A 19,533-nucleotide genomic window follows, 5' to 3' on the forward strand; every position below is an offset into this window, starting at 1 on the left:
AACCAGTCGACCGGCTGCATGCCCACTGCGCGCATGCCGGTCGCAATCAGGCCGTACACCGGATGCAGGATCATGTTCTTCCAGATCAGTGCGCTCACGGTCGGCATCACGAAGAACGGCGCGATCGCCAGCAGCCGCGCGACGCCCTGGCCATAGAACTTGCGATCGAACAGCACCGCCATCAGCACGCCGCCGACCACCGTGATCACCAGCACCGAAAGGATCAGCTCCAGCGTGTGGGCGATCGAGGGGCCGAACGACGGATCGCTGGCGAGATAGCGGTAATTGTCGAAGCCGGCGAAGCCACGCAGATCCGGGTTCAGCAGGTTGTAGTGCGAGAACGAGAACCAGATCGTCATCGCGAGCGGGATCGCCATCCACAGCACAAGGATGCCAATTGATGGACTGACCAGCCAGCGGGCGGACGAGGCGCCCCTCTGGTCCAGCCCGCCGGCAGAAGCGACCGGAGGTTGGGCGGAAGTAGCAGCGTAGTGCATGATCGTGTCACCTGGGAGTTCGCAGAGCGTTGGTGGTCGCCAGCGCTCCGCCTTTGCAAAACATTGCGGCACTACTTCTGGTAGCCAGCCTGATGGACGGCTCGGTCGGCAGCCGCATTTCCCGCCTTCAAAGCCGATGCCACGTCCGTCTGTCCCGCGACAACACCGGCAATAGCCTGGCCCACGACGGTTCCGAATGACTGAAACTCAGGAATACCAACAAACTGGACACCCGTGTACGGCACCTTCGTGAGCGTCGAATCATTCGGGCTTGCTGTTTCAATGGCTTTCAGAACAAAGTCACCGAACGGCGCGGCCTGCTTGTATTCGGGGCGCGCGTAGGTCGATTTGCGCGTTCCCGGCGGAACCGATGCCCAGCCTTCATCCTTCGCGACCAGTTCGATGTACTGCTTCGAAGTCGCCCACTCGGCGAACTTCTTTGCAGCGTCCTGAGACCTGGAAGTTTTGGGAACGGCGAATGACCACGACCACAACCAATGCGATCCTTTCGGCGTCACGGCAACCGGCGCCGCGGCGAATCCGATCTTGTCCGCTACCTGCGACTGCGCCTTGTTGAAGAGCATGCCAGCCGCGACCGTCGCGTCGATCCACATCGCGCATTTGCCCGACGACATCAGCGTGAGGTTTTCGTTGAAGCCGTTCGAACTGGCTCCCGGCGGACCGTCTTTCTTTAGCAGGTCCGAATAGGACGTAATAGCCTTGTTCCATTCTGGCGTATCGAGTTGTGCCTTCCAGTTCTCGTCAAACCATCGTCCGCCGTAGGCGTTGACTACCGTCGAGGCGTACGCCATGTTCTCGCCCCACCCCGCCTTGCCTCGCAGACATATCCCATATACGCCGTTGGCCTTGTCGGTCAGCTTGTCGGCGAACTCCTTGATCTGCTCATAGGTGGGCTGATCCGGCATTTTGAGCCCCTTTCCCGCGAACAGGTCCTTACGGTAAAAGGTCATCGAACTTTCCACGTAGAAAGGTAAAGCCCACAACTGGCCATTCGAAGACAAACCGTCGCGTGCAGTCTTGACGACATCGTCGAGGTCGTAATCGGCCGGCAGGTTGCTCATCGGCGCGAGCCATCCGCGCTTGCCCCACTGCGGCGCCTCATACGTCCCAATGGCGACCATGTCGAACTGACCACTGTTTGTGGTGATGTCGGTTGTCGCCCGCTGACGCAGCACGTTCTCTTCGAGAATCACCCAGTTCAGCTTGATGTCCGGGTTTGCCTTTTCGAAACTTGCGGAGAGCTTCTTGAGCTCGAGCATGTCGGGGTTGTTGAGCGTTGCAATCGTCACCGACGCGGCACTTGCCAGTTGCGCCGCGCAGAGAGCGACGCCCGCGAGTAACGCCTTGCGGACCACCGCGGGGCTGATTGAGGCTGTCATCTTCATGTCTGTCTCCGTTGATCTGTTGCCTTCGGCTTTGGGCGTACTACTCCGTGTTGCCGTTCCCTCGTGTTTGCCATCGTGGAGCGGCATCTTGTCGACGTGGATCAGCTCATCCAATTGCCGCCGTCGACGTTGAGGGTCTGCGCAGTGATGTAGTCAGCGTCTGCTGATGCAAGGAAAACCGCCGCCCCCGTCAGCTCGTCGGGACGACCCATACGTCCGAGCGGCACCGCTTCCCCCACCAGACGTTTCTTCTCGCCGATTGGCCGGTTTTCATAGCGCGCAAACAGGGCATCGACGTCCTTCCACATGGGCGTATCGATGACGCCCGGAGCAATACCGTTGACATTGATCCGGTGAGACGCAAGCGCGAGCGCAGCCGACTGTGTGTAACTGATGACAGCAGCCTTGCTGGCGCAATAGTGCGACACCAGCGCCTCGCCCCTCCGGCCCGCCTGAGACGCCATGTTGATGATCTTCCCGCCCGCGCCCTGATCTACCATCTGCCGGGCGACCCGCTGCATCAGGAAGAACATCCCCTTCACGTTCACCGCAAAAATCCTGTCAAAAATCTCCCATGACTCGTCGAGCAACGGACGCATGTCGAATATGGCGGCGTTATTAAAGAGAATGTCGACCCGGCCGAAACGATCAATCGTCGAACGGACAACGCTTTCAATGCTGTCACGACTTGTGACGTCAGCCTGGAGGAGCAACAGATTCCGTTCGTCCGAATCCGCGTACGTCGCCTCAAGTTCTGGCTTGGGCTTGGGCTTGGGCTTGACATCAACGACAACGACCTTGGCACCCTCATTCAGATACCGGCGAACAACCGATTCGCCAATTCCCGTTGCGCCACCCGTCACGATGGCAATCTTGTCCTTCAGTTGCATCCTTCATCTCCTCAGATGGAAAACATTCCCATCCATAGCGGCGCGTCCAATAGATTCGGCCTACTAACTATTCTGGGTGGAATGACTCGTTTACTGACTCGACCCATCGCAAATTCTCCTCCTACAGTAAACCGGTAATCCGGAAGACGCGCTTTATGCTTTGCAAGCAGCCGCGTAAACGCCAATGACTTCGCGAACCTTGCTCTGGACGAGACTCATAGGTGATGCATCGACCAACCCGCGCCTGAACTGCCAGTACTGTTCCGGCATGTAGCGGCTGAGCAGGTTTTCGGAAATGCTAAAGTCAGTCAGGTTGCTGATGAGCTTTTGTGCTGCCGCGTCGATCTCCGGGTCTGCCCAGTAATAACGTACCCTGTCGCTATAGCTGTATGTTCTCAGCAGGCGCCTTTCCTGGTCGTCGCCGTGGTAGTACTTTTCCCAGTTGCCTGGTTTGGAAAGCATGACTTTCTCGACCACCTCACGCAGGTTAGACCTCGCCTCCGGACCAACGAGTTCGGCCTCGATCAGTTGAGAAAACTACGAAAGACTCAGCAGCGTCGTGTTGTCGTTGACGACTCCAATGATGGGAGCACTTGGCAACGTATCGGCAGCGCTAGCTGGCGGATTTGCGGAACTCAAGAATCCCGCTTTCCTTCCTGTGGAGCTGGAGGCCTTTGCGTGGCATCAGCTCCATTGTGGGTGGATCAATTCCGTCATCGATTAGCAGCGCGTCGATTTCGGATACGTTCGCTATGACTTCACCATCTCGCTCATTTAACTGCGGCTGGTACGCAACGACGATTGTTCGTGTCGACGCGCGCCGTGCTGCGTCCAGCACGCGAGCGACTGCCGGGTCTGCACATAGCAGGTTGCCGTCGCGGTCGAGCCCCGAGGCTTCCAGAAAACAAAGGTCAACTGTTCGCCGTGTCACCGAAGCTTCCGCATCTGGGCCCGTCATCGCGGAAGCGCCCTGCTCCAATTGGCCACCCGTCAACAGCAATTCGCAATGCAGGAACCGCTGAGCGGTTTGAATCATCCCGATGTCATGCATCAACACGGCAAGATTCGAGCGATCGGACAGAAACGGCACGATCTTGTGAACAATCTCGCCCGTGCCCAACATCAGCGACTCGTGATCGTCCACGGCTTCAGCTGCAAAACGGGCGATGGTCGTCTCCGTTGCCTTTCGGGTTGCGCCATCCGCCATGGGCGTCAACACATGGTCCCCGGGCTTCTGCGCCAGATAGCGCGCCTTGCCGAAAGACCGGATGAGATAACGCTGCTGCTCCAGATAGGTCAGGTCGGTGCGAATCGTGACGCTCGAAACGTCAAACGCCTGGCTGAGCTCGTCAACTGACACCTCACCGCGCTTGCGGACCAGTTCGACGATTTGCAACCGCCGCTTCAGGGAACTCTTGTTTGCGAGCATGTCTCCGGATCTCGAAAGAAAACACTTTTGTTTCGAAAGAGTTTAGTTTCGAATCGAAAGAACGTCAAAGTGATTTTTGCCATGTTTGCAGAGGGTTTTCCCTATGTCGGACAGCAGTCGGCCCACAAACGCTCGTTCGACACCAACGCCGGAATGGTCGACAATCACAATCGCGTTCAGCTTGGGAAGGCTAATCCGACGTACCGTTGATAAGGTCAAACGCGTGAAGGTGACATTCGCAAATACAACGCACAGCGATGCCGAGGCACTGGTGCAGATACGCATCGAGGCCATGCGGGAAAGTCTGGAGCGCATCGGTCGCTTCGATCCCCGCCGGGCGAGAGATCGTTTCCTGTCGTCGTTTGATCCGGCGTTCTGCAGATTCGTCATGGTCGATGGCGTATCAGTGGGCTTTGTTCTGGCGAAGCTCACCGACGATCATCTGGCACTCGAGCATCTATACATCGTCCCGGAGCATCAGGGAAAGGGAATTGGTTCTGCGGTGCTCGATTCCATCTTTGCCGACGCCGATTGCCGATCGATTCCGGTCAGAGTCGGCGCACTCCGCGATAGCGACTCGAATCGCTTTTATCAGCAGAACGGCTTCTCGAAGATTGAAGAGACGGAGTGGGATATCTACTAAGTTCGAGCCGCCCGAAGTGCGCGATAGCGGCGACTCCTCCCAAAGCGGCATCTGCACATATCAAACTCAATCGTCGCGGTGATGATGATCAGGCCGCGCAGCGCGATCGAGCCAGCCATCGGCCGCCTCAGGCCTTGACGACTCCCAGGCTACATAGGATCTATCGACATTCAGACGGCAGCGATGCCGCTTCTTCGTTCGAATGAAACCCTTCCTGCTACCGGTCATCCTCTTCACCGGGGATCAAGCATACGTTCCGGGTCGTTAAGCAGCAATCTGGCCACACGAAAATGCGCTACCGAGGCTTGATGAAAAACGCCGCTCAGATTACGACACAGTTCCCGCTCTCGCAGGTCGATTGCAGCGTATGCCCATCGGGAATCATCGCGCTGAGCCGGCTCTGACGTCCTTGCGCCATGCGCCGAGTCGAACGCGAGTCGCTCACGCTCACCATCGCTTCGAAGCATCCGGCCTCCGAGCTCCGGCCAGCGTTGCGTTTACTGTTCGCCATTGTTTTCCATGGATAGTCCGACTCTTTATCAGACATTTCACTCAAATTTCAAATGCGTTTCATCATGTCGCCATGAATAGAAAATTTTATGCTGCGTCAATAGCCAATCTATGAAAATTGCATAACGCATTCCAGCCGCAGAGCAAACCATGGATTCTGTAACCTAACGAACAGATCCCCCGCATCGACTTGTTCAAACTCAGTCCCACTCATCTTAATCGTATTACGAATGCGATCTGCATTGTCAAGTAGTGTTAATTAGCAGAATATGAAGGCGAACAGGATTCTGTGATTTTTGTATTCAGACGATGCGTGTGGATTGCAAGGAGAGAGGGACTTCCATGTTGCGCACCGATTACGAATTGATGTGGTGTCTGCATCAGGAGATAGTCATTGAGTTGTCCTAAGTCGTTGCATGGATTTTTTGGCGAGCAGGTAATGACTGTTTTCGCTGTGTCTCTCTCAGGTCGAAGGTGCAATACCTGTCAAGCCAGTCTCCAGATCCGCGGGTGGGAGAGCATTACGGAGACATTCTTCGTGAGAGAGAGGTGGCGCCGTGCTTCGCCGGCTCCACGCAGCCTGATGCCAGCGGCTACGCACAGTGACTCCAGCGAGCACAGATCCACATTGGCCTTGTGCAAAGCCGTGCAGTTTCAACCACAGCGTAGCGGTGATCCCCAGAAGCACGGCTGTTACCGCGATTCTTAGCGTTGCTAAAAGAATCACGACGTAACGGATCACGCTGTGACATGCAAAGTCATGCTGCGATCCGGACATATTTTCTAAGTTACCAAGAGCTTTCATCAGGGATGCGGCCAGTTCGCGTCGGCCGTCATCATTTCGAATAAGCGTCAATATAAATTATTGAAAGGTGGTGAGATGGAAAAAAAGCTTCAGGATATTATTCATGCCCGGCAAGAAGTCCTTTTAAAGATAAAGGAAGAATTGATTGACCGGTTGCAGCTCGAATATCGGCCGGAGGACATTGACGATGACGCGTTCCTGTTTGGCGGAGGACTGTCTCTCGATTCGATCGATGCGATGGAGATCATATTGGGAATGCAGGCATGTTTTGACGTGATGATCCCGGATGGTGACATTGCGTCCATGCGAACCGTCAATACCTTGGCCGACCTTGTGTTGAACGAACAGGTTGCCTGAAGCAGATCAGCACTTCGTGGAGAGAAATTCTATGCAGAATCGTATTAGCCCGATTACGTCCCATCTCGATGCCCTCTCCAGTTCGATCCTGAGAGACGGTTGCATGACCGCCGCCGCCTACGCCAAAGATCTGGCCGATGAATACCGATGTGTACGTGAACGAGTCGGCCTTAGCGACTTTAATCACTATGCCAAGATCCGCGTGTCGGGCGCTTCCGCGGTTGATCTGTTGAATCATGTGATCTTGAGCGATCTGGTTCGCCTGCCGGTCAACCAGGCGCAAGCGACTTTCCTGCTGAACGACGACGGCAGTCCTTGCGGTGAGGCATTTATTGTCAACTGCGACGAAAGCTATCTGGTGCTGAGTGAAGGTATCGTCCCCTCTGAACTGGTTGCGCGTCTTTCGAAACTGGCCGGCGAACAGTTCCCGGGCGTGGTGATCAGCGATCAGACTGAATCCATCGGTATGCTTGGCGTTGACGGTCCGTTTTCATGGGAACTGTTGAAATCGTTCATGGGTATCGGGATCATCGGGGTTCGTTACCTGGAAATGATGTCCAATCAGGCTCTGAACGGTATCCCGTTCACGTTGTGCCGGGCTGGAAAAACGGGCGAGTACGGCTATCTTGTCATGACCGAAATTGACAAGGTCGTTGAACTTTGGGATGCCTTGATGGCCCAGGGCCGTCGTTTTGAGATTCTCCCGCTCGGCTTTCGTGTGCTGGACCTGTGCAAACTTGAAAACCGGTTTGGCAGCCAGCACCAGGATGGTGTGAATGTCGATAACGTGCTGGAGCTCAATACCCGTGTCATGGTCAGTCGGGATAAAGGCGACTATGCCGGCCGTTCGGAAATCGAAAGGCTGCTTGAGGCCGGTGCTCCGCGCCGTCTGATCGGTGTGACTTTCGATGAAAATATCGCAGTCGACAGCAGCGATATCAAGGTTGCCGACACAGTACTCTGTGAAGGCGAAAAGATAGGCAAGATTTCGAGTCTTGGCTATTCCTACACATTGAAGAGATGGATTGCGCTCGCGCTGGTCGACTCGTCCTACGCTTACGTCGGCGTCGACTATTCCGTTTCCGGGCGTACCGCGCGCACGGTATCGGCCCCCTTCATCTTCAACCGAAGCCTGCAGATCCGTCCGCAAGAGGACAGCTATCTCAATCGTTGATCGTCGCTTCCCGGTACTTTGAGTGAGCGACACACGCAGGGCGCAAATGAGGTCTGCGTGTTCTCGACGGGCGTGTTTATCTAACAGGGCGCATATGAAGCAGAATCCAGCCGGCGCGGTGATTACCGGAATGGGGGCGATTTGCCCTATCGGAAACAATATCGCGTTGATGTGCGGTAGTCTGATCTCGGGCGACAGCGGCATAGCCGAAATCACGACATTCTCGACCGAGGGTTTGCGCATACGTCATGCCGCACAGATTCAGGACTACGACCCATCGAATCATTTTGGTCCGGATGACGTGGAACGGCTGGATCGCACCGCTCAACTGGCCATTGTTGCTGCACGTCAGGCCGCGGCCGATGCCGGATTGAGCCATGAAGATCTTGCCTCCGGCCGCACAGCCCTGGTCATGGGGATCTGCGCCGGGGGAATCGGCGACGGTGGTTTTCCCGTCCCTCCCGAGCGTTGGTCAGGTAAAGAGGAAGCGAACCGGATTTACCGTACTGCCCATCATTTGCAAACCCAGTCGGTTGCCGCGAGTCTTGGCGTGAGCGGGCCTTGCTATACCGTTTCGACCGCATGCGCCTCAAGCACTTCCGCGCTTGCAACCGCGTTGACGCTGATCGAATCCGGACGCGCGGACACGGTGGTGGTCGGCGGAGCCGACGCCTATTCACTGTCGATTTATGCTGGCTTCTATTCTCTCGGTGCGATGTCCGAGCAACCTACTTCGCCCTTTAGCGTGGATACCGGCGCGACGTTTGGCGAGGGAGCGGGCTGTATTGTCATCGAGAGTGAACAGGGCGCGGCACGACGCATGGCACGGGTACACGGCAAGCTGCTGGCTTGCGGCACAGCCAGCGATGCTCATCACATTACCTCGCCGCATCCGGGTGGAGACGGCTTGCGGCGCGCCATGCAACAGGCGATCGCCGACGCGGGTCTGACGCCGTCGTCTGTTCAATACATCAATGCGCATGGAACGGGTACGCTTGACAACGATATTGCCGAAACCCTGGCGATCAGGGCGGTGTATCACAATGAAACCTCCATTCCGCCAGTAAGTTCGAGCAAGTCGTATTTTGGACATACGCTGGGGGGCGCTGGGATACTCGAGTTTATCGCCGCGCTGCTTGGCCAGATGCATGGCTTCTTGCCGGCGACGTTGAATTTCAAGTCGGCTCGTCCAGGTTGTGATCTCGATTACGTACCGAACGTGCCGCGTCCCACCCGCTTCGACACGTTCGTGTCGACCTCCGCGGCGTTCGGCGGCGTGAACGCTGTGGCGGTGGGAGCCAGTGCCGATACTCCGCTACCTTCAGCCCGGCAGCTTCAGGACGTCGTGGTAACGGGATTGGGCACGGTTTCGTCGATCGGGCTTGGCATTAACGAATTCCGCGCGGCGCTCCAAAGCGGCAAGAACGGCATCGTTCCGATCAACCGCTTTGATACGGCGGGACTGAGTTGCCATCATGCGGGCCTGGTCGCGGAATTCTCGCCTCGCAAGCTCGTGCCGACGGTCGATGTTCGGCGCATGGACAATTTCACCCGTTTCGCCATCGTCGCGACTGCCATGGCGTTGGAGGATGCCGGTCTGGCCGGTCGTTTCAAACCGGAGCGCGTCGGCTTGCATGTGGCGATGGCGCGTGGCCCCGTGACGACCCAGCAGGCTTTTCAGGAACATCTGGCAGACGATGGTATTGCGGGCTTGAGCGCCCGATATTTTCCCTCAATGGTGTTGTCCACCGTGTCGGGGCAGATTGCTCAGGCATGCCAAATAAAAGGAGCGAGCTTCACGTTTGTGGAAGGCGCCAGCGCGGGCCTGCAAGCGTTGGCTCACGGTCGGGACTATCTCGCGTTGCATCCGGAGCTTGATGCCCTGATCGTCGTCGCGGTCGACGAAGTCGGCCCGCTGTTTTATCGCACGTTCGACTATCTTGGCCTGCTTGCGGACGGTGCCGATGCACCCGCCATTTATGCGCCCGATGGCGCGGGGGTGATACCTGGCGAAGGCGCCGTCGCGATCGTCCTCGAGCGTGCGGACTTTGCCGGCGACCGGGGTGCCAAACCGTATGGCCGCATTGACGGCATCGCCTTTGCCAGTGAAGGATGTGTCGAGGAACGGCTCGACCAGCAAGGTCGAGGTCTGGAAGCCGCTGCGCGCGAAGCGATCGGGCAAGCGGGTGCCATGCCCGACGTCGTCTATGGCATGGCGCGTGGTGTCGCCCTTCATGATATGCGCGAAGCGAATGCCGTGCGTCGCCTGCTAGGCGAAAGCGCTGTCCCGCTTGCCTGCCTTAACGGCCAGTTAGGGTTTGCCGAAGCCGCAAGCGGGTTGTTCGCGGCGAGTGCGGCGTTGCTGAGCTTGCGTCACGGGGAGGCTTATCCATCTCTTCATGCTGAACGTGCCGCCGCGGATCTCCCCGTGCTGCATGACACGCCGCGCAACGGCACTTACCGTCGCTCGCTGGTGCTGGCCAGCAATGACTGCGGCAATAGTGCGGCAATGATGCTTTCTTCCCTGGATCACTCGCTATGACCAACGTTCCACTCTGCTCTATCGCCGTTACCGGCCGCGGCGTTGTGTCGGCGATTGGGGCATCAAACGCGGAGTTCGCTGCCAATCTGATTGCAGCCAAAGGCGGCATCGATCTGCACGATCACCTGTTTGCCGATCGCCCGGTCTACGCTGGCCTGGTGAGCGCTCATGAAAACGTCACGGGACTCGACACGGTTGCTCCTGGCGGCTTCGATCGTACGGCGCGACTGGCTTGCGCGGCAGTTGCGCAAGCCTTGCGGGAGGCCCGCTTGTGGGACGAGGAGCGCCTTGCTGTCGATGGTGAGCGGGTGGCGCTGCTGCTCGGCACCAGTCACGGAGGACGCTCGCAACTCGACCGGTTTTCCGAATCAGGCATGAACGCCGACGACAGGGATGCTGCCCGGGGCGTCATGGAGCGAAGCGCGCATCATCACCAGAGCTCCGTTGTGGCGACACTGTTTGGCGTTCACGGCCCGGTCATTACCGTGTCGACAGCATGCAGTTCGAGCGGCACCGCAATCGCTCATGGTGTCGAGCTGCTTCGTTCGGGTCGCGTGGATGTCGTGATCGCCGGAGGAGCGGATGCGTTTTCCAAGCTGACTTATGCAGGATTTTCAGCGCTGGGCGCAGTCGCGGATGGTCCTTGCGGTCCTTTTGGCCAAAATGTCGGCATGACGCTCGGTGAAGGCGCCGCGTTCGTGGTGCTGGAACGTCTTGATTGCGCCCGCGAGCGTGGTGCTGCGATCGTGGGGCAACTGTATGGATGCGGCACCAGTTGGGATGCGCATCATTTGACGGCCCCGGAGCCAAGCGGCAAGGGCATGTCCGCGGCCATCGCCGATACGCTTGCACTAGCCGGCATGTCCGCCGGCGAGGTGGACTACATCAATGCCCATGCGACGGGCACGCGCGCCAATGACGTTGCGGAGACGCTGGCAATCAAACGTGCTTTTGACAATGCACGCATACCGCCTGTCAGCGCCACTAAATCCTTTACCGGCCATACACTGGGTGCTTCATCCGCAATCGGTGTGATTGGTGGTTTCGCGGCGATGCAAGCCGGGGCGCTGCCGCCGACACTGAATTTCGGCGAGGCGCGCCCTGGTTGCGATCTTGATTATGTGCCGGATGTGCCGGTTGCCACTGACGTCAATCGATTTCTTGCACACTCGGCGGCCTTTGGCGGCGCCAATTGCGTGATTGCCGGCGGCAATGCCGATGTTCCGGCGCGCCAGGTCATGGCGGAGATCGACTCTGTTGTCATCAGCGGCTTAGGGGTGATCTCCCCGTTGGGTTGCCGCTCGTCGACATTCTTCGATGCACTGCTTGCGGGCCAGTGCGTGGCCAGCAGTTCCGAAGACGCAGCGGAGTTCACGGCGCCCGTCGCCGGTTTCGACGCGCGGCGTGACTTGCCGCCTGGCAGCGGGGCCCGCATGGACCGTATTACGCAATACGCCATAGCGGCCATTCACCAGGCATTCACTGACGCTGGCCTCGGCAACGCCAGGCAGCGCGGCGCGAAAACGGGCTTGATGGTAGGCTTGTGCCGGGGTGCGGCAGCCAGCTTTGAGACCTATCTGAAGAGCGTTCGCGGTGGCGAGTGGGAGCGCGCGAGTCCAGTGTCTTTTCCGAATCTGGTGATGAGCTCGGTTGGCGGGAAGGCCGCCATTGCGCTGGGACTTCGGGGGCCGGCCTCGACCATGGTCGGCGGCGTCGATGTAGCGTTGACCTTGCTCTCGAACGCAGCAGAATGCCTGCAACGCCGCAGCGATGTCGACGCCATTGTGGTCGTGGTAGCCGACGAGTTGACACCGCTATACCAGCATCTCGATCGGACCCATCGTGGAGCGCTTCCGGCATTGCCCTATGCTGAAGGGGCGGTTGCGTTCGTGCTGGAACGACGCGAACGGACTGTCGCGAGGGCGGGGCAAATCCGCGCGGAAGTGGCCGGGTGGGCACAGACGTTCGACGGGGCAGCCGGCCCTTCTCTCAGCGCCGACGGTGCCTGGCTGGAGCGCGCAATACGACACGCCGTGCAGCGCTCCGGTAGCGCGATTCAGGACATCGACCTGATGGTGACGCTGGCACGCGGTGAAGCATTGCATGATCAACGCGAGGCGGCCGTCGTCAAGCGCCTGTTTGGCGATAAGCTTCCCGCGCTGACTGCTCTGTCCGGACATACCGGGTTGGCTGAATCCACGAGCGGATTTTTTGCCACTGCCGCGGCCATCCTTGCGCTGGAGAGCGGTCACGTACCGGCTCCGGCTGGCAAGCTGAAGGAGAGCCTCTCGTCTGCGTGGCTGAGTGCGGCGGAACAGGGTTCCTACACTCAGGCACTCATCGCCGGCAGCAGCGATTTCGGCAGTAACTCCGCAGTTGTGCTGCGTCGACAGATCGAGGCAGCATGCCCATGAATGATCTGTCTCAACGCATTGTCGTAACTGGCGTCGGTCTGGTATCCGCTGCCGGTTGCGATACAGCGACCCTGCTGGACAGCCTGCGTGCCGGCCAATCCTGCCTGCAGCCCATTGCCGCATTCGATACCGCAGGCATGAAGATGACGCATGCCGGCGAGGTATCGTCTTTCGATCCCTGTGACGGATCAAACCAGGTGCGTGCGCGTACGGTGGATCGCGGTAGCCAGATGGCGCTGGTCGCGGCGCGTCAGGCGCTGGCTCAGGCAACCCGTAGCAGCGCGCTCGATCTTGAGCAGACGGGTGTCATGGTGGGCTTGAGCGGGGCTCCGCAATACCAGAACCTATGGATGATCCCGAGCCGCGCCTATCCCAGGGACCGGCGCTCCGCGCTCTATTTTTCCCGTTCGACTCCGGCCTTTCAGGCAGATCTGCTGGCACGCTCTTTTGGCCTTGGCGGTCCGCGTGCTGCTTTTGGCTCAGCCTCGGTAGGGGGCCTGCTCGCAGTCGGGCATGCAATGGACTTGCTGCGCATGGGGCATGCCACGGCGATGCTGGTCGGCGGAGGCGAGATCCAGACGTTGCTCAATGCGCTCGGGATGGATGTAATCGGCATGGGCGCCAAGGGTCCGTGCCAGCCGTTTTATGCCAGCACCGGCATGAGCTTTGGCGAAGGTGCAGCCTGCCTGCTGCTGGAAACGCTGGCGAATGCCAGAACCCGGAACGCACAGCCACTCGCGGAGCTGGTAAGCAGCGCCGCCAGTGCTGACGCGTACCATGAAATCAGCAACGATCCCGCGGGCAAAGGGCTTGCACGTTCCATCTGCAACGCAATGAGTAAAGCCCATATGGAGCCCGGCGATATCGGGTGGATTCGCGGCAGCGGGACGGGACATCCTACCCAGGATCTGGCTGAAGCTATTGCACTCGAGGAGTGCTTCGACGGCAACCCGCCTCCCATAACGTCGACTGAACCGTACTTTGGGCATGTCAACGGCGTATCGCCGTTGTTGGGGCTCGTTGCGGGAATTGTGGCCCAGCAGGAGAACATCGCGCTGGCCTTGCCTCTCGCGACCGGAACACAGGCCGAGTGCTCGTTGCCGCTCTTGGCGCCTGGCGTCTCGCCGCATGGCGATTGGCTCGTGACAGGGGTCGCGTTTGGCGGCAGCAACGCCGCTTTGATCGCCGGGCCGGTCAAGATGCGCAGGTCGTGGTCATCGCGTGTGGCGGCAATCGATATCGCCGGCTGCGGCATGGTGTCCGGGCACGGCTTTGGACTTGATGCGTTTCTTGCTGCATGCCGTACTTGCGCGCCGGCCGCAAGCGCCCCCCGCAGGGTCGATGACGCGCAATTGCCGCCGATATCCGGTGTTGATTTGCGCCGCCGCGAAAAGGTGGTTCGCTGGTCGCTATCGGCAGTCGACCAGGCGCTGTCCGACGCGGGTTTGCGCGCAGGTGCCTCGGCACGTATTGGCTTGCTGATCGGAATGAACCGGGGGCCAATGACCCCTTACGAACGGTTTTTCGATCAGATATTCCAAGGCGAATTCAACGCCAGCACAGGCCGCAGGCTGCTGAAGACGGGCCGCTTTTCGGTGGCCAGTGAGGTTGCTCACGCGTTCGGCCTGCAGGGGTACTGCGGCACGATGTGTCCCGGCGTAAACGGGGGCGTTCAGCTTGCGGCGCATGGCGCCGAGCTGTTGCGAGCCAGTCCGGAGCTCGATGCGTTGCTGGTTGTCGCCGCGGATGAATGGAATGATCTGGGTGAGAGCCTGTACCAGTCGCTCGGACTGGTGAGCGCGCCAATGCACGCTTATGACCCGGGCACGCAAGGTACATCGGGTGGCGAAGGGGCCGCCGCGCTGTTGCTGGTTCGAAGCGATCCAGATTCCCCGGTATCAGGTTGGGCGAGGATTGCCGGTACGGCACTCGGTGGCGATACCGGAATGGTGCCCGACATGACGGGACGTGGTTATGCAAAGGTTATCGGGAAGGCCGTGCGACGCGCACGTCTGACACCGGCTGAAGTGGATTTTGCATTGGGTCAGGGCTGTGGCTGGAATCTCAACGACATGCGCGAACTCGCCGCCTTGTCACAACTGCGGCCAGACTTGCCGTTGTCCGGCGTGCTGGGTCACACGGGCTTGGCCGAATCGGCCGGTGGGTTGTTTGGTGTCATTGCGGCTGCGGCCGCGCTGCGTGATGGTTGTCTGCCGCCGCTTGCTGCCGGTGGTATGCCGCAAGGGCCCGCCGATTTTGTGACGGGCGTGTCCCGCCTTGGGGCATTCCATCATGCGTTGCTGTGTGGAAGCACTGAGCGCGGCGCGCACGCAGCCGTGCTGTTGCAGGGGAAGGACCAGTAGATGGGTGCGCTATTGGGTATCGGCTGCGATATTGTGTTGATAGACCGCATCGTCAATATGGCACGGCGCAATCCGGACATTTTCCTGAACCGCATTCTAGGCGAGCAGGAACGTACATGGCTTGGCACGCAGCCTGACTGGCGAAGCTGCGCACGACATGTCGCGGCCAAGGAAGCGTTGTTCAAGGCGTTGGGCACAGGTTTGACAGACACGATGAGGTGGACTGACGTGCAGGTGGTTTATACGGATTGCCAATCGAAATTGCAGATTTCGGGTGCCACCTGTCAACGGATGACAGCGATGGGTGGCAAAAAGACCCTCCTCAGCATGACGAGTGACGGTCATTCTGCAATGGCGACGGTGCTTTTGATGGGTGCGCAGGAAAACTGACATTACCTGCTGCGAATGTATTTTCTGCCCGGACCGGAAATACAGGACTGGAACGTTGAAAATTCGAACAACTAAATAAGGAAGTGAAAAGATGGGAAAAGTTGTCCTGTTACAGGGTGGACCGCCGGGATTGACCGGTGTGATTGCGGCGACGCTGCTGGAGCGTGGTGCCACGGTAGCGCTGTACGGCGCCGACAATCCGGCGTCGAACGCCGAGCTGGCGGCGATGCTGAAAGCGCATGGTGACGCAATGGTTGTGATTCCCGAATCGAAAAACGATAGCGGCCATTTTCTGTCGTCGATGAAGATGCTTTACGAGCGCTTCGGCGATCTCAGCGCCATCGTGAATCTGTATATCCCGAGCGCTGCGCAGACCGAAGATACGTTGGCTGCCTACCCGCGAAAACTGCAGGAGCAGGTCGTGGCGGCCGGCAGTTTCATGGTTGAGAAAGGCATTGAAGGGATCGTGATCAACCAGTTCGTGATGTCGACCAACTTTGTGGACCATCCGCTTGCCTATGCCTGCGCCGCGGCTCGCGGTGCGGTGACAGGGGTGACACGTACGGCTTGCATCCGCTTTGGGAAAGCAGGAGTACGCGTGGTCGGGCTGCTGGTCGGTTTGCTCGATTTGCCTGAAATCAGGGAGTTTGTCAGTGAGCGCGTGTCAGCCGCCACGACGCCGCTGGGCCGCTGGATTACCGCGCATGATGTGGCCGGGACGGTGGAGTTTCTTGCCCTCGACAGCGGCTATCTGACCGGCCAGATGCTTGTGCTGGACGGCGGCACGACTTCCGGCGTCAACGGCGTATAAGGAAATATAACGATGAGCGACAACGCACAGACCACCGCGTGGTTATTCCCCGGGCAAGGTTCGCAAGTGGTTGGCATGGGCCGCGATCTACTTGCGAGCTATGCACCTGCTCGCGAAGTACTTGCAGTCGCGTCGGAGATGGCTGGGGTCGATCTCGACCGGATTATCGCTCGTGGTCCGGATGCGTTGCTCACCCGAACCGACAACCTGCAACCGGCATTGACGGCAATCAATCTTGGTTGTTGCTTACTGTTGAAGGAATCCGGAATTCCCGTGCATGTCGTAGCGGGGCATAGTCTTGGCGAATTCTCCGCCCTGTATGCCGCCGGCGTACTGAATCTGGACGACGTCCTGCGTCTGGTGGTGACGCGCGCTCGCCTGATGCACGAGGTGTCGTCCACTCTCGATGGCGGCATGCTGGCGATCAAAGGTATTGCCGACGACGTGATCAAGGCGGTGGTTGCCCAGGTTGCTGTCAGTCATGTCGTGGGTATCGCCAACTACAATACGGCGACCCAAACCGTGCTGTCCGGAGAGCGCGATGGATTGGCGCAGATCGCTTCCACGCTGGAAGGACAGGATGGTCAGGTCATCCCGCTAAACGTCAGCGGCCCGTGGCACAGCCCCTTGCTGGCATCAGCGGCTGAACGCTTTGTCGAGGCTTTGCGAGGCGCACAGTTTCATGACGCCAGTGTACCGGTGATACTCAATGTGACCGGTGCCGCAACGAAGAACGCCGCCGAAATCCGGGAAAAAATGGAGATTCAGTTGTGCAGCCCGGTACAGTGGAAAACTGTTCAGTACACCTTGGTTGATTCCGGCGTGAAGCGAATCATTGAAGTTGGTCCAGGGAAGGTGTTGCGGGGCCTGTCACGCGGCATTCCCGAACTGGCCGGCTGCGAAGTCGTGAACGTCGACGGCCCCAGGTCGCTGCGCTTCCTGTCCGCGTCGCCGGACAAGGCTGTCGTATGAGGACGGCGTGGGTTTTCCCGGGACACGGCTCCCAATACATCGGCATGGGCAGAAAACTCGTAGAGGAGACCGCTGCGGGGCGTCGCTGGATTGAACTTGCCGAAAATGTCAGTGGCCTGCCCCTCGGGAAATTAATCGAAAAAGGGCCGGCAAGTGAAATAAGCAGACCTGAGGTAGTGGAACCCTTGCTGGCCGCCGTGTCCTGCGCATATGTGGACTGGCTCGTCGCCTCATCCCGGACACCCGCGGCGGTGGCTGGCTACAGTGCCGGAGAAGTGGCGGCGATGTACGCAGCTTCCGTGTTCGATGCTGAAGTTTGCATGCACATTGCCTGCTTGAGAGGCGAAGCGCTCAAACATGCCGCCGCGCAACAACAGGGCAGCATGATGTCCCTGTACGGTTCACCCGTCGCCGAGCTTACCGAATCGCTTGAGCACGCTGAATCTCATGAGACGGCACGAATTGCGGCGTTCAACGGACCCCGGCACCTGACCATATCCGGCACCCTGGACGGTTTGAAAACGGTTGCCCTCCGTGGCCTGGCATCGGGCGCCCAGGTTGGGTTGATCGACGTAGCGGGGCCTTGGCACACCCCTCTGGTGGAGTCGGCGCAACGCCGGTTGCGGGTTGAACTTGCCGCGCTGCCGTTCGCCCCGCCGCGCGTGCCGATATGGCTCGGCAGCGAGGGGGCCGTTTGCAGCGATACAGCCAGATTACGTCGCTCGCTGGCCGATTCCGTGGTCTTGCCCGTGCGTTGGCAAGCCGTGGTCGAGGGTTTGATCTTTGCAGGTATTGACGCGTTTCTGGAAGTCGGGCCCGGACACGTGCTTTGCGGAATGCTAGGCCAGATGTCCTTGCCGCCGAACGTCAAGCATGCGTTTCTTGAGCGCTCCGGCTCGGGACGCTTGCGTATTCCAACCCATATCCATCATTAGAATTTCGAGGATCAAATGACTCGCGTACTTACTGATCGCGTCGCGATTGTCACCGGCGCTTCCCGGGGACTTGGCCGTTCAATTGCTCTGGAGCTGGCTCGCCACGGCGCTATCGTTGTCGTCAACTACAAGCGCAACGCCGATCTGGCCGAGGGCGTTCGCGCGGAGATCGAAGCTGCTGGCGGACGTGCTATCGCAGTGCAGGCCGATGTGACGGACCCTGCCCAGGTGCAGAAGCTGATCTCCGACACGTTCAGACTCTATCGTCGTCTGGACATTCTCATCAACAACGCTGGTGCCACCCGCGACAACTACTTCCTGATGATGAGCGGCAACGACTGGGATGAGGTCGTCGACGTCAATCTGAATGCGATCTTTCATGGCACCAAGGCGGCAAGCCGCATCATGGGCAGCCAGCGTCGCGGCGTAATCATCAATGTCGGTTCGGGCGCCGCGCTGGTTTCGATGCCGGGTCAGGTTAACTACAGCGCGGCTAAAGCGGCCTTGCTGGGTTTCACCCGTTCTGTCGCGCGGGAACTGGTTGACAAGGGTGTACGGGTGATGAACGTCGCACCTGGTTTCTTCAAAAGCGATATGTCGGAGACACTCGCCCGCGACTTTGTGCAGGAAACCCTGCGCATTACGCCTCTGGGGCGTTGGGGAGATCCCGAGGAACTCGCCTCTCTGGTTGGCTTTCTGGTCTCGGATGCCGCAGCCGGTTATACCGGCCACACCGTTGTCATTGACGGCGGCCGCGGGGCAGTGGAAACGGAATTTGGCTTAAATTGAAACACGGAGAGTAGCACTATGACAGACCGGATTGGTGGCGACACAAAAAGGCGCTATATCAGCCTTGGTTCTCAAACGACGATGCGTTTTTTGCCGCAGAGCTACCCGTTTATCCTGCTGGATCGGGTCAAGGCCTGCTATCCGGAAGAAGGCGTTTGTCACTCGGTCAAGCACATTACGATGACCGACCCGGTTTTATCGGGGCATTTTCCAGGCTTTCCGATTTATCCCGGCGTATTGATCATCGAGGCGATGGTCCAGAACGCCGGAATGACCGCGACCTTGCGGGAGCTGTATCAGACGCACGGGTCGCTGGAGGGACTGCTCGAACAGTTCCGCTCAGCGGTTGGCACGACACCGGCGGAGGGTAAGCAATATGTGCTGGCGGAAAGCCGGATAAAAAACGTCCAGCCGATTTTTCCCGGCTGCGCCGTCGATCTGGAAGCGCGTCTGCAAATGGCGCGCGACGGCATGTACGTATTCAAGGTCTGTGCGCAGGTTGACGGTGCCGATGTGGCGCGGGGTCAATTGACGATGGCCGAAGTGCCCGTGACGATGGCGCCGGGCATGCTGGACCAGATCGGCAGCAACTGATGACTTCGCTTG

At 59.0% G+C, this 19,533-nt stretch carries 17 protein-coding genes; 12 read left to right on the forward strand and 5 right to left on the reverse strand.

The genetic code is table 11. The features are described 5' to 3' along the window. The 5 genes from BN2475_RS34765 to BN2475_RS18785 all read right to left on the reverse strand — a co-directional run. Window positions 1–497: carbohydrate ABC transporter permease (locus tag BN2475_RS34765; RefSeq protein ID WP_245841389.1), on the reverse strand; the 497-nt coding region annotated here is incomplete at its 3' end. Between the two features lie 71 nt (window positions 498–568). Beyond that, on the reverse strand, window positions 569–1,903 hold the full coding sequence (locus BN2475_RS18770) for an ABC transporter substrate-binding protein (protein ID WP_174641986.1): 1,335 nt from the start codon (window positions 1,901–1,903) through the stop codon (window positions 569–571). Between the two features lie 101 nt (window positions 1,904–2,004). After that, window positions 2,005–2,793: an L-iditol 2-dehydrogenase gene (locus tag BN2475_RS18775; protein WP_094781008.1), complete on the reverse strand. Its 789-nt coding sequence runs from the start codon at window positions 2,791–2,793 to the stop codon at window positions 2,005–2,007. A 153-nt stretch (window positions 2,794–2,946) separates the two neighbouring features. Continuing rightward, the gene (locus BN2475_RS18780) at window positions 2,947–3,321 is read right to left on the reverse strand and encodes a class II D-tagatose-bisphosphate aldolase non-catalytic subunit (RefSeq protein ID WP_342744635.1); all 375 of its coding nucleotides are present in this window, start codon (window positions 3,319–3,321) and stop codon (window positions 2,947–2,949) included. An 85-nt stretch (window positions 3,322–3,406) separates the two neighbouring features. Continuing rightward, window positions 3,407–4,222 (reverse strand): DeoR/GlpR family DNA-binding transcription regulator, encoded by an 816-nt coding sequence (locus BN2475_RS18785; protein WP_094781009.1) that lies wholly within the window; start codon window positions 4,220–4,222, stop codon window positions 3,407–3,409. Window positions 4,223–4,445: 223 nt separating this feature from the next. On the opposite strand from BN2475_RS18785, the gene BN2475_RS18790 reads away from it, so the two are divergent. The 12 genes from BN2475_RS18790 (at window position 4,446) to BN2475_RS18850 (ending at window position 19,521) form a co-directional block, all read left to right on the forward strand. Next, entirely contained in the window at window positions 4,446–4,865 is a 420-nt protein-coding gene (locus BN2475_RS18790; RefSeq protein WP_245841393.1) for a GNAT family N-acetyltransferase, read from the forward strand. Window positions 4,866–6,255: 1,390 nt separating this feature from the next. Beyond that, window positions 6,256–6,537: an acyl carrier protein gene (locus BN2475_RS18800; protein ID WP_094781036.1), complete on the forward strand. Its 282-nt coding sequence runs from the start codon at window positions 6,256–6,258 to the stop codon at window positions 6,535–6,537. A 31-nt stretch (window positions 6,538–6,568) separates the two neighbouring features. Then, window positions 6,569–7,711 (forward strand): glycine cleavage T C-terminal barrel domain-containing protein, encoded by a 1,143-nt coding sequence (locus BN2475_RS18805; protein WP_094781011.1) that lies wholly within the window; start codon window positions 6,569–6,571, stop codon window positions 7,709–7,711. Window positions 7,712–7,805: 94 nt separating this feature from the next. Further along, window positions 7,806–10,253, forward strand: coding sequence for a beta-ketoacyl-[acyl-carrier-protein] synthase family protein (locus BN2475_RS18810; RefSeq protein WP_159444570.1), 2,448 nt, complete (start codon window positions 7,806–7,808; stop codon window positions 10,251–10,253). After that, on the forward strand, window positions 10,250–12,667 hold the full coding sequence (locus tag BN2475_RS18815; protein ID WP_094781013.1) for a beta-ketoacyl-[acyl-carrier-protein] synthase family protein: 2,418 nt from the start codon (window positions 10,250–10,252) through the stop codon (window positions 12,665–12,667). Before BN2475_RS18810 ends, BN2475_RS18815 begins: the two co-directional genes overlap by 4 nt. Next, window positions 12,664–15,030 carry a beta-ketoacyl synthase N-terminal-like domain-containing protein gene (locus BN2475_RS18820; RefSeq protein ID WP_159444571.1) on the forward strand — a complete coding sequence of 789 codons (2,367 nt, stop codon included), beginning with the start codon at window positions 12,664–12,666 and terminating at the stop codon, window positions 15,028–15,030. Before BN2475_RS18815 ends, BN2475_RS18820 begins: the two co-directional genes overlap by 4 nt. Beyond that, a complete protein-coding gene (locus BN2475_RS18825) occupies window positions 15,031–15,420 on the forward strand; it encodes a holo-ACP synthase (RefSeq protein ID WP_094781015.1) in 390 nt (129 codons plus the stop codon). A gap of 139 nt (window positions 15,421–15,559) precedes the next feature. Next, window positions 15,560–16,231, forward strand: a complete 672-nt coding sequence (locus BN2475_RS18830; protein WP_245841397.1) for an SDR family oxidoreductase — start codon at window positions 15,560–15,562, stop codon at window positions 16,229–16,231. A 12-nt stretch (window positions 16,232–16,243) separates the two neighbouring features. Beyond that, a complete protein-coding gene (gene fabD, locus BN2475_RS18835; protein ID WP_094781017.1) occupies window positions 16,244–17,203 on the forward strand; it encodes an ACP S-malonyltransferase in 960 nt (319 codons plus the stop codon). Further along, entirely contained in the window at window positions 17,200–18,138 is a 939-nt protein-coding gene (locus BN2475_RS18840) for an ACP S-malonyltransferase (protein WP_094781018.1), read from the forward strand. The genes fabD and BN2475_RS18840 overlap by 4 nt, the downstream gene beginning before the upstream one ends. A gap of 15 nt (window positions 18,139–18,153) precedes the next feature. Next, on the forward strand, window positions 18,154–18,927 hold the full coding sequence (locus BN2475_RS18845) for a 3-oxoacyl-ACP reductase family protein (RefSeq protein ID WP_094781019.1): 774 nt from the start codon (window positions 18,154–18,156) through the stop codon (window positions 18,925–18,927). An 18-nt stretch (window positions 18,928–18,945) separates the two neighbouring features. Further along, window positions 18,946–19,521: a 3-hydroxyacyl-ACP dehydratase FabZ family protein gene (locus BN2475_RS18850; RefSeq protein WP_094781020.1), complete on the forward strand. Its 576-nt coding sequence runs from the start codon at window positions 18,946–18,948 to the stop codon at window positions 19,519–19,521. Window positions 19,522–19,533: the final 12 nt, after the last annotated feature.

The sequence above is a fragment of the Paraburkholderia ribeironis genome, assembly GCF_900019265.1.
GTDB lineage: Bacteria > Pseudomonadota > Gammaproteobacteria > Burkholderiales > Burkholderiaceae > Paraburkholderia > Paraburkholderia ribeironis.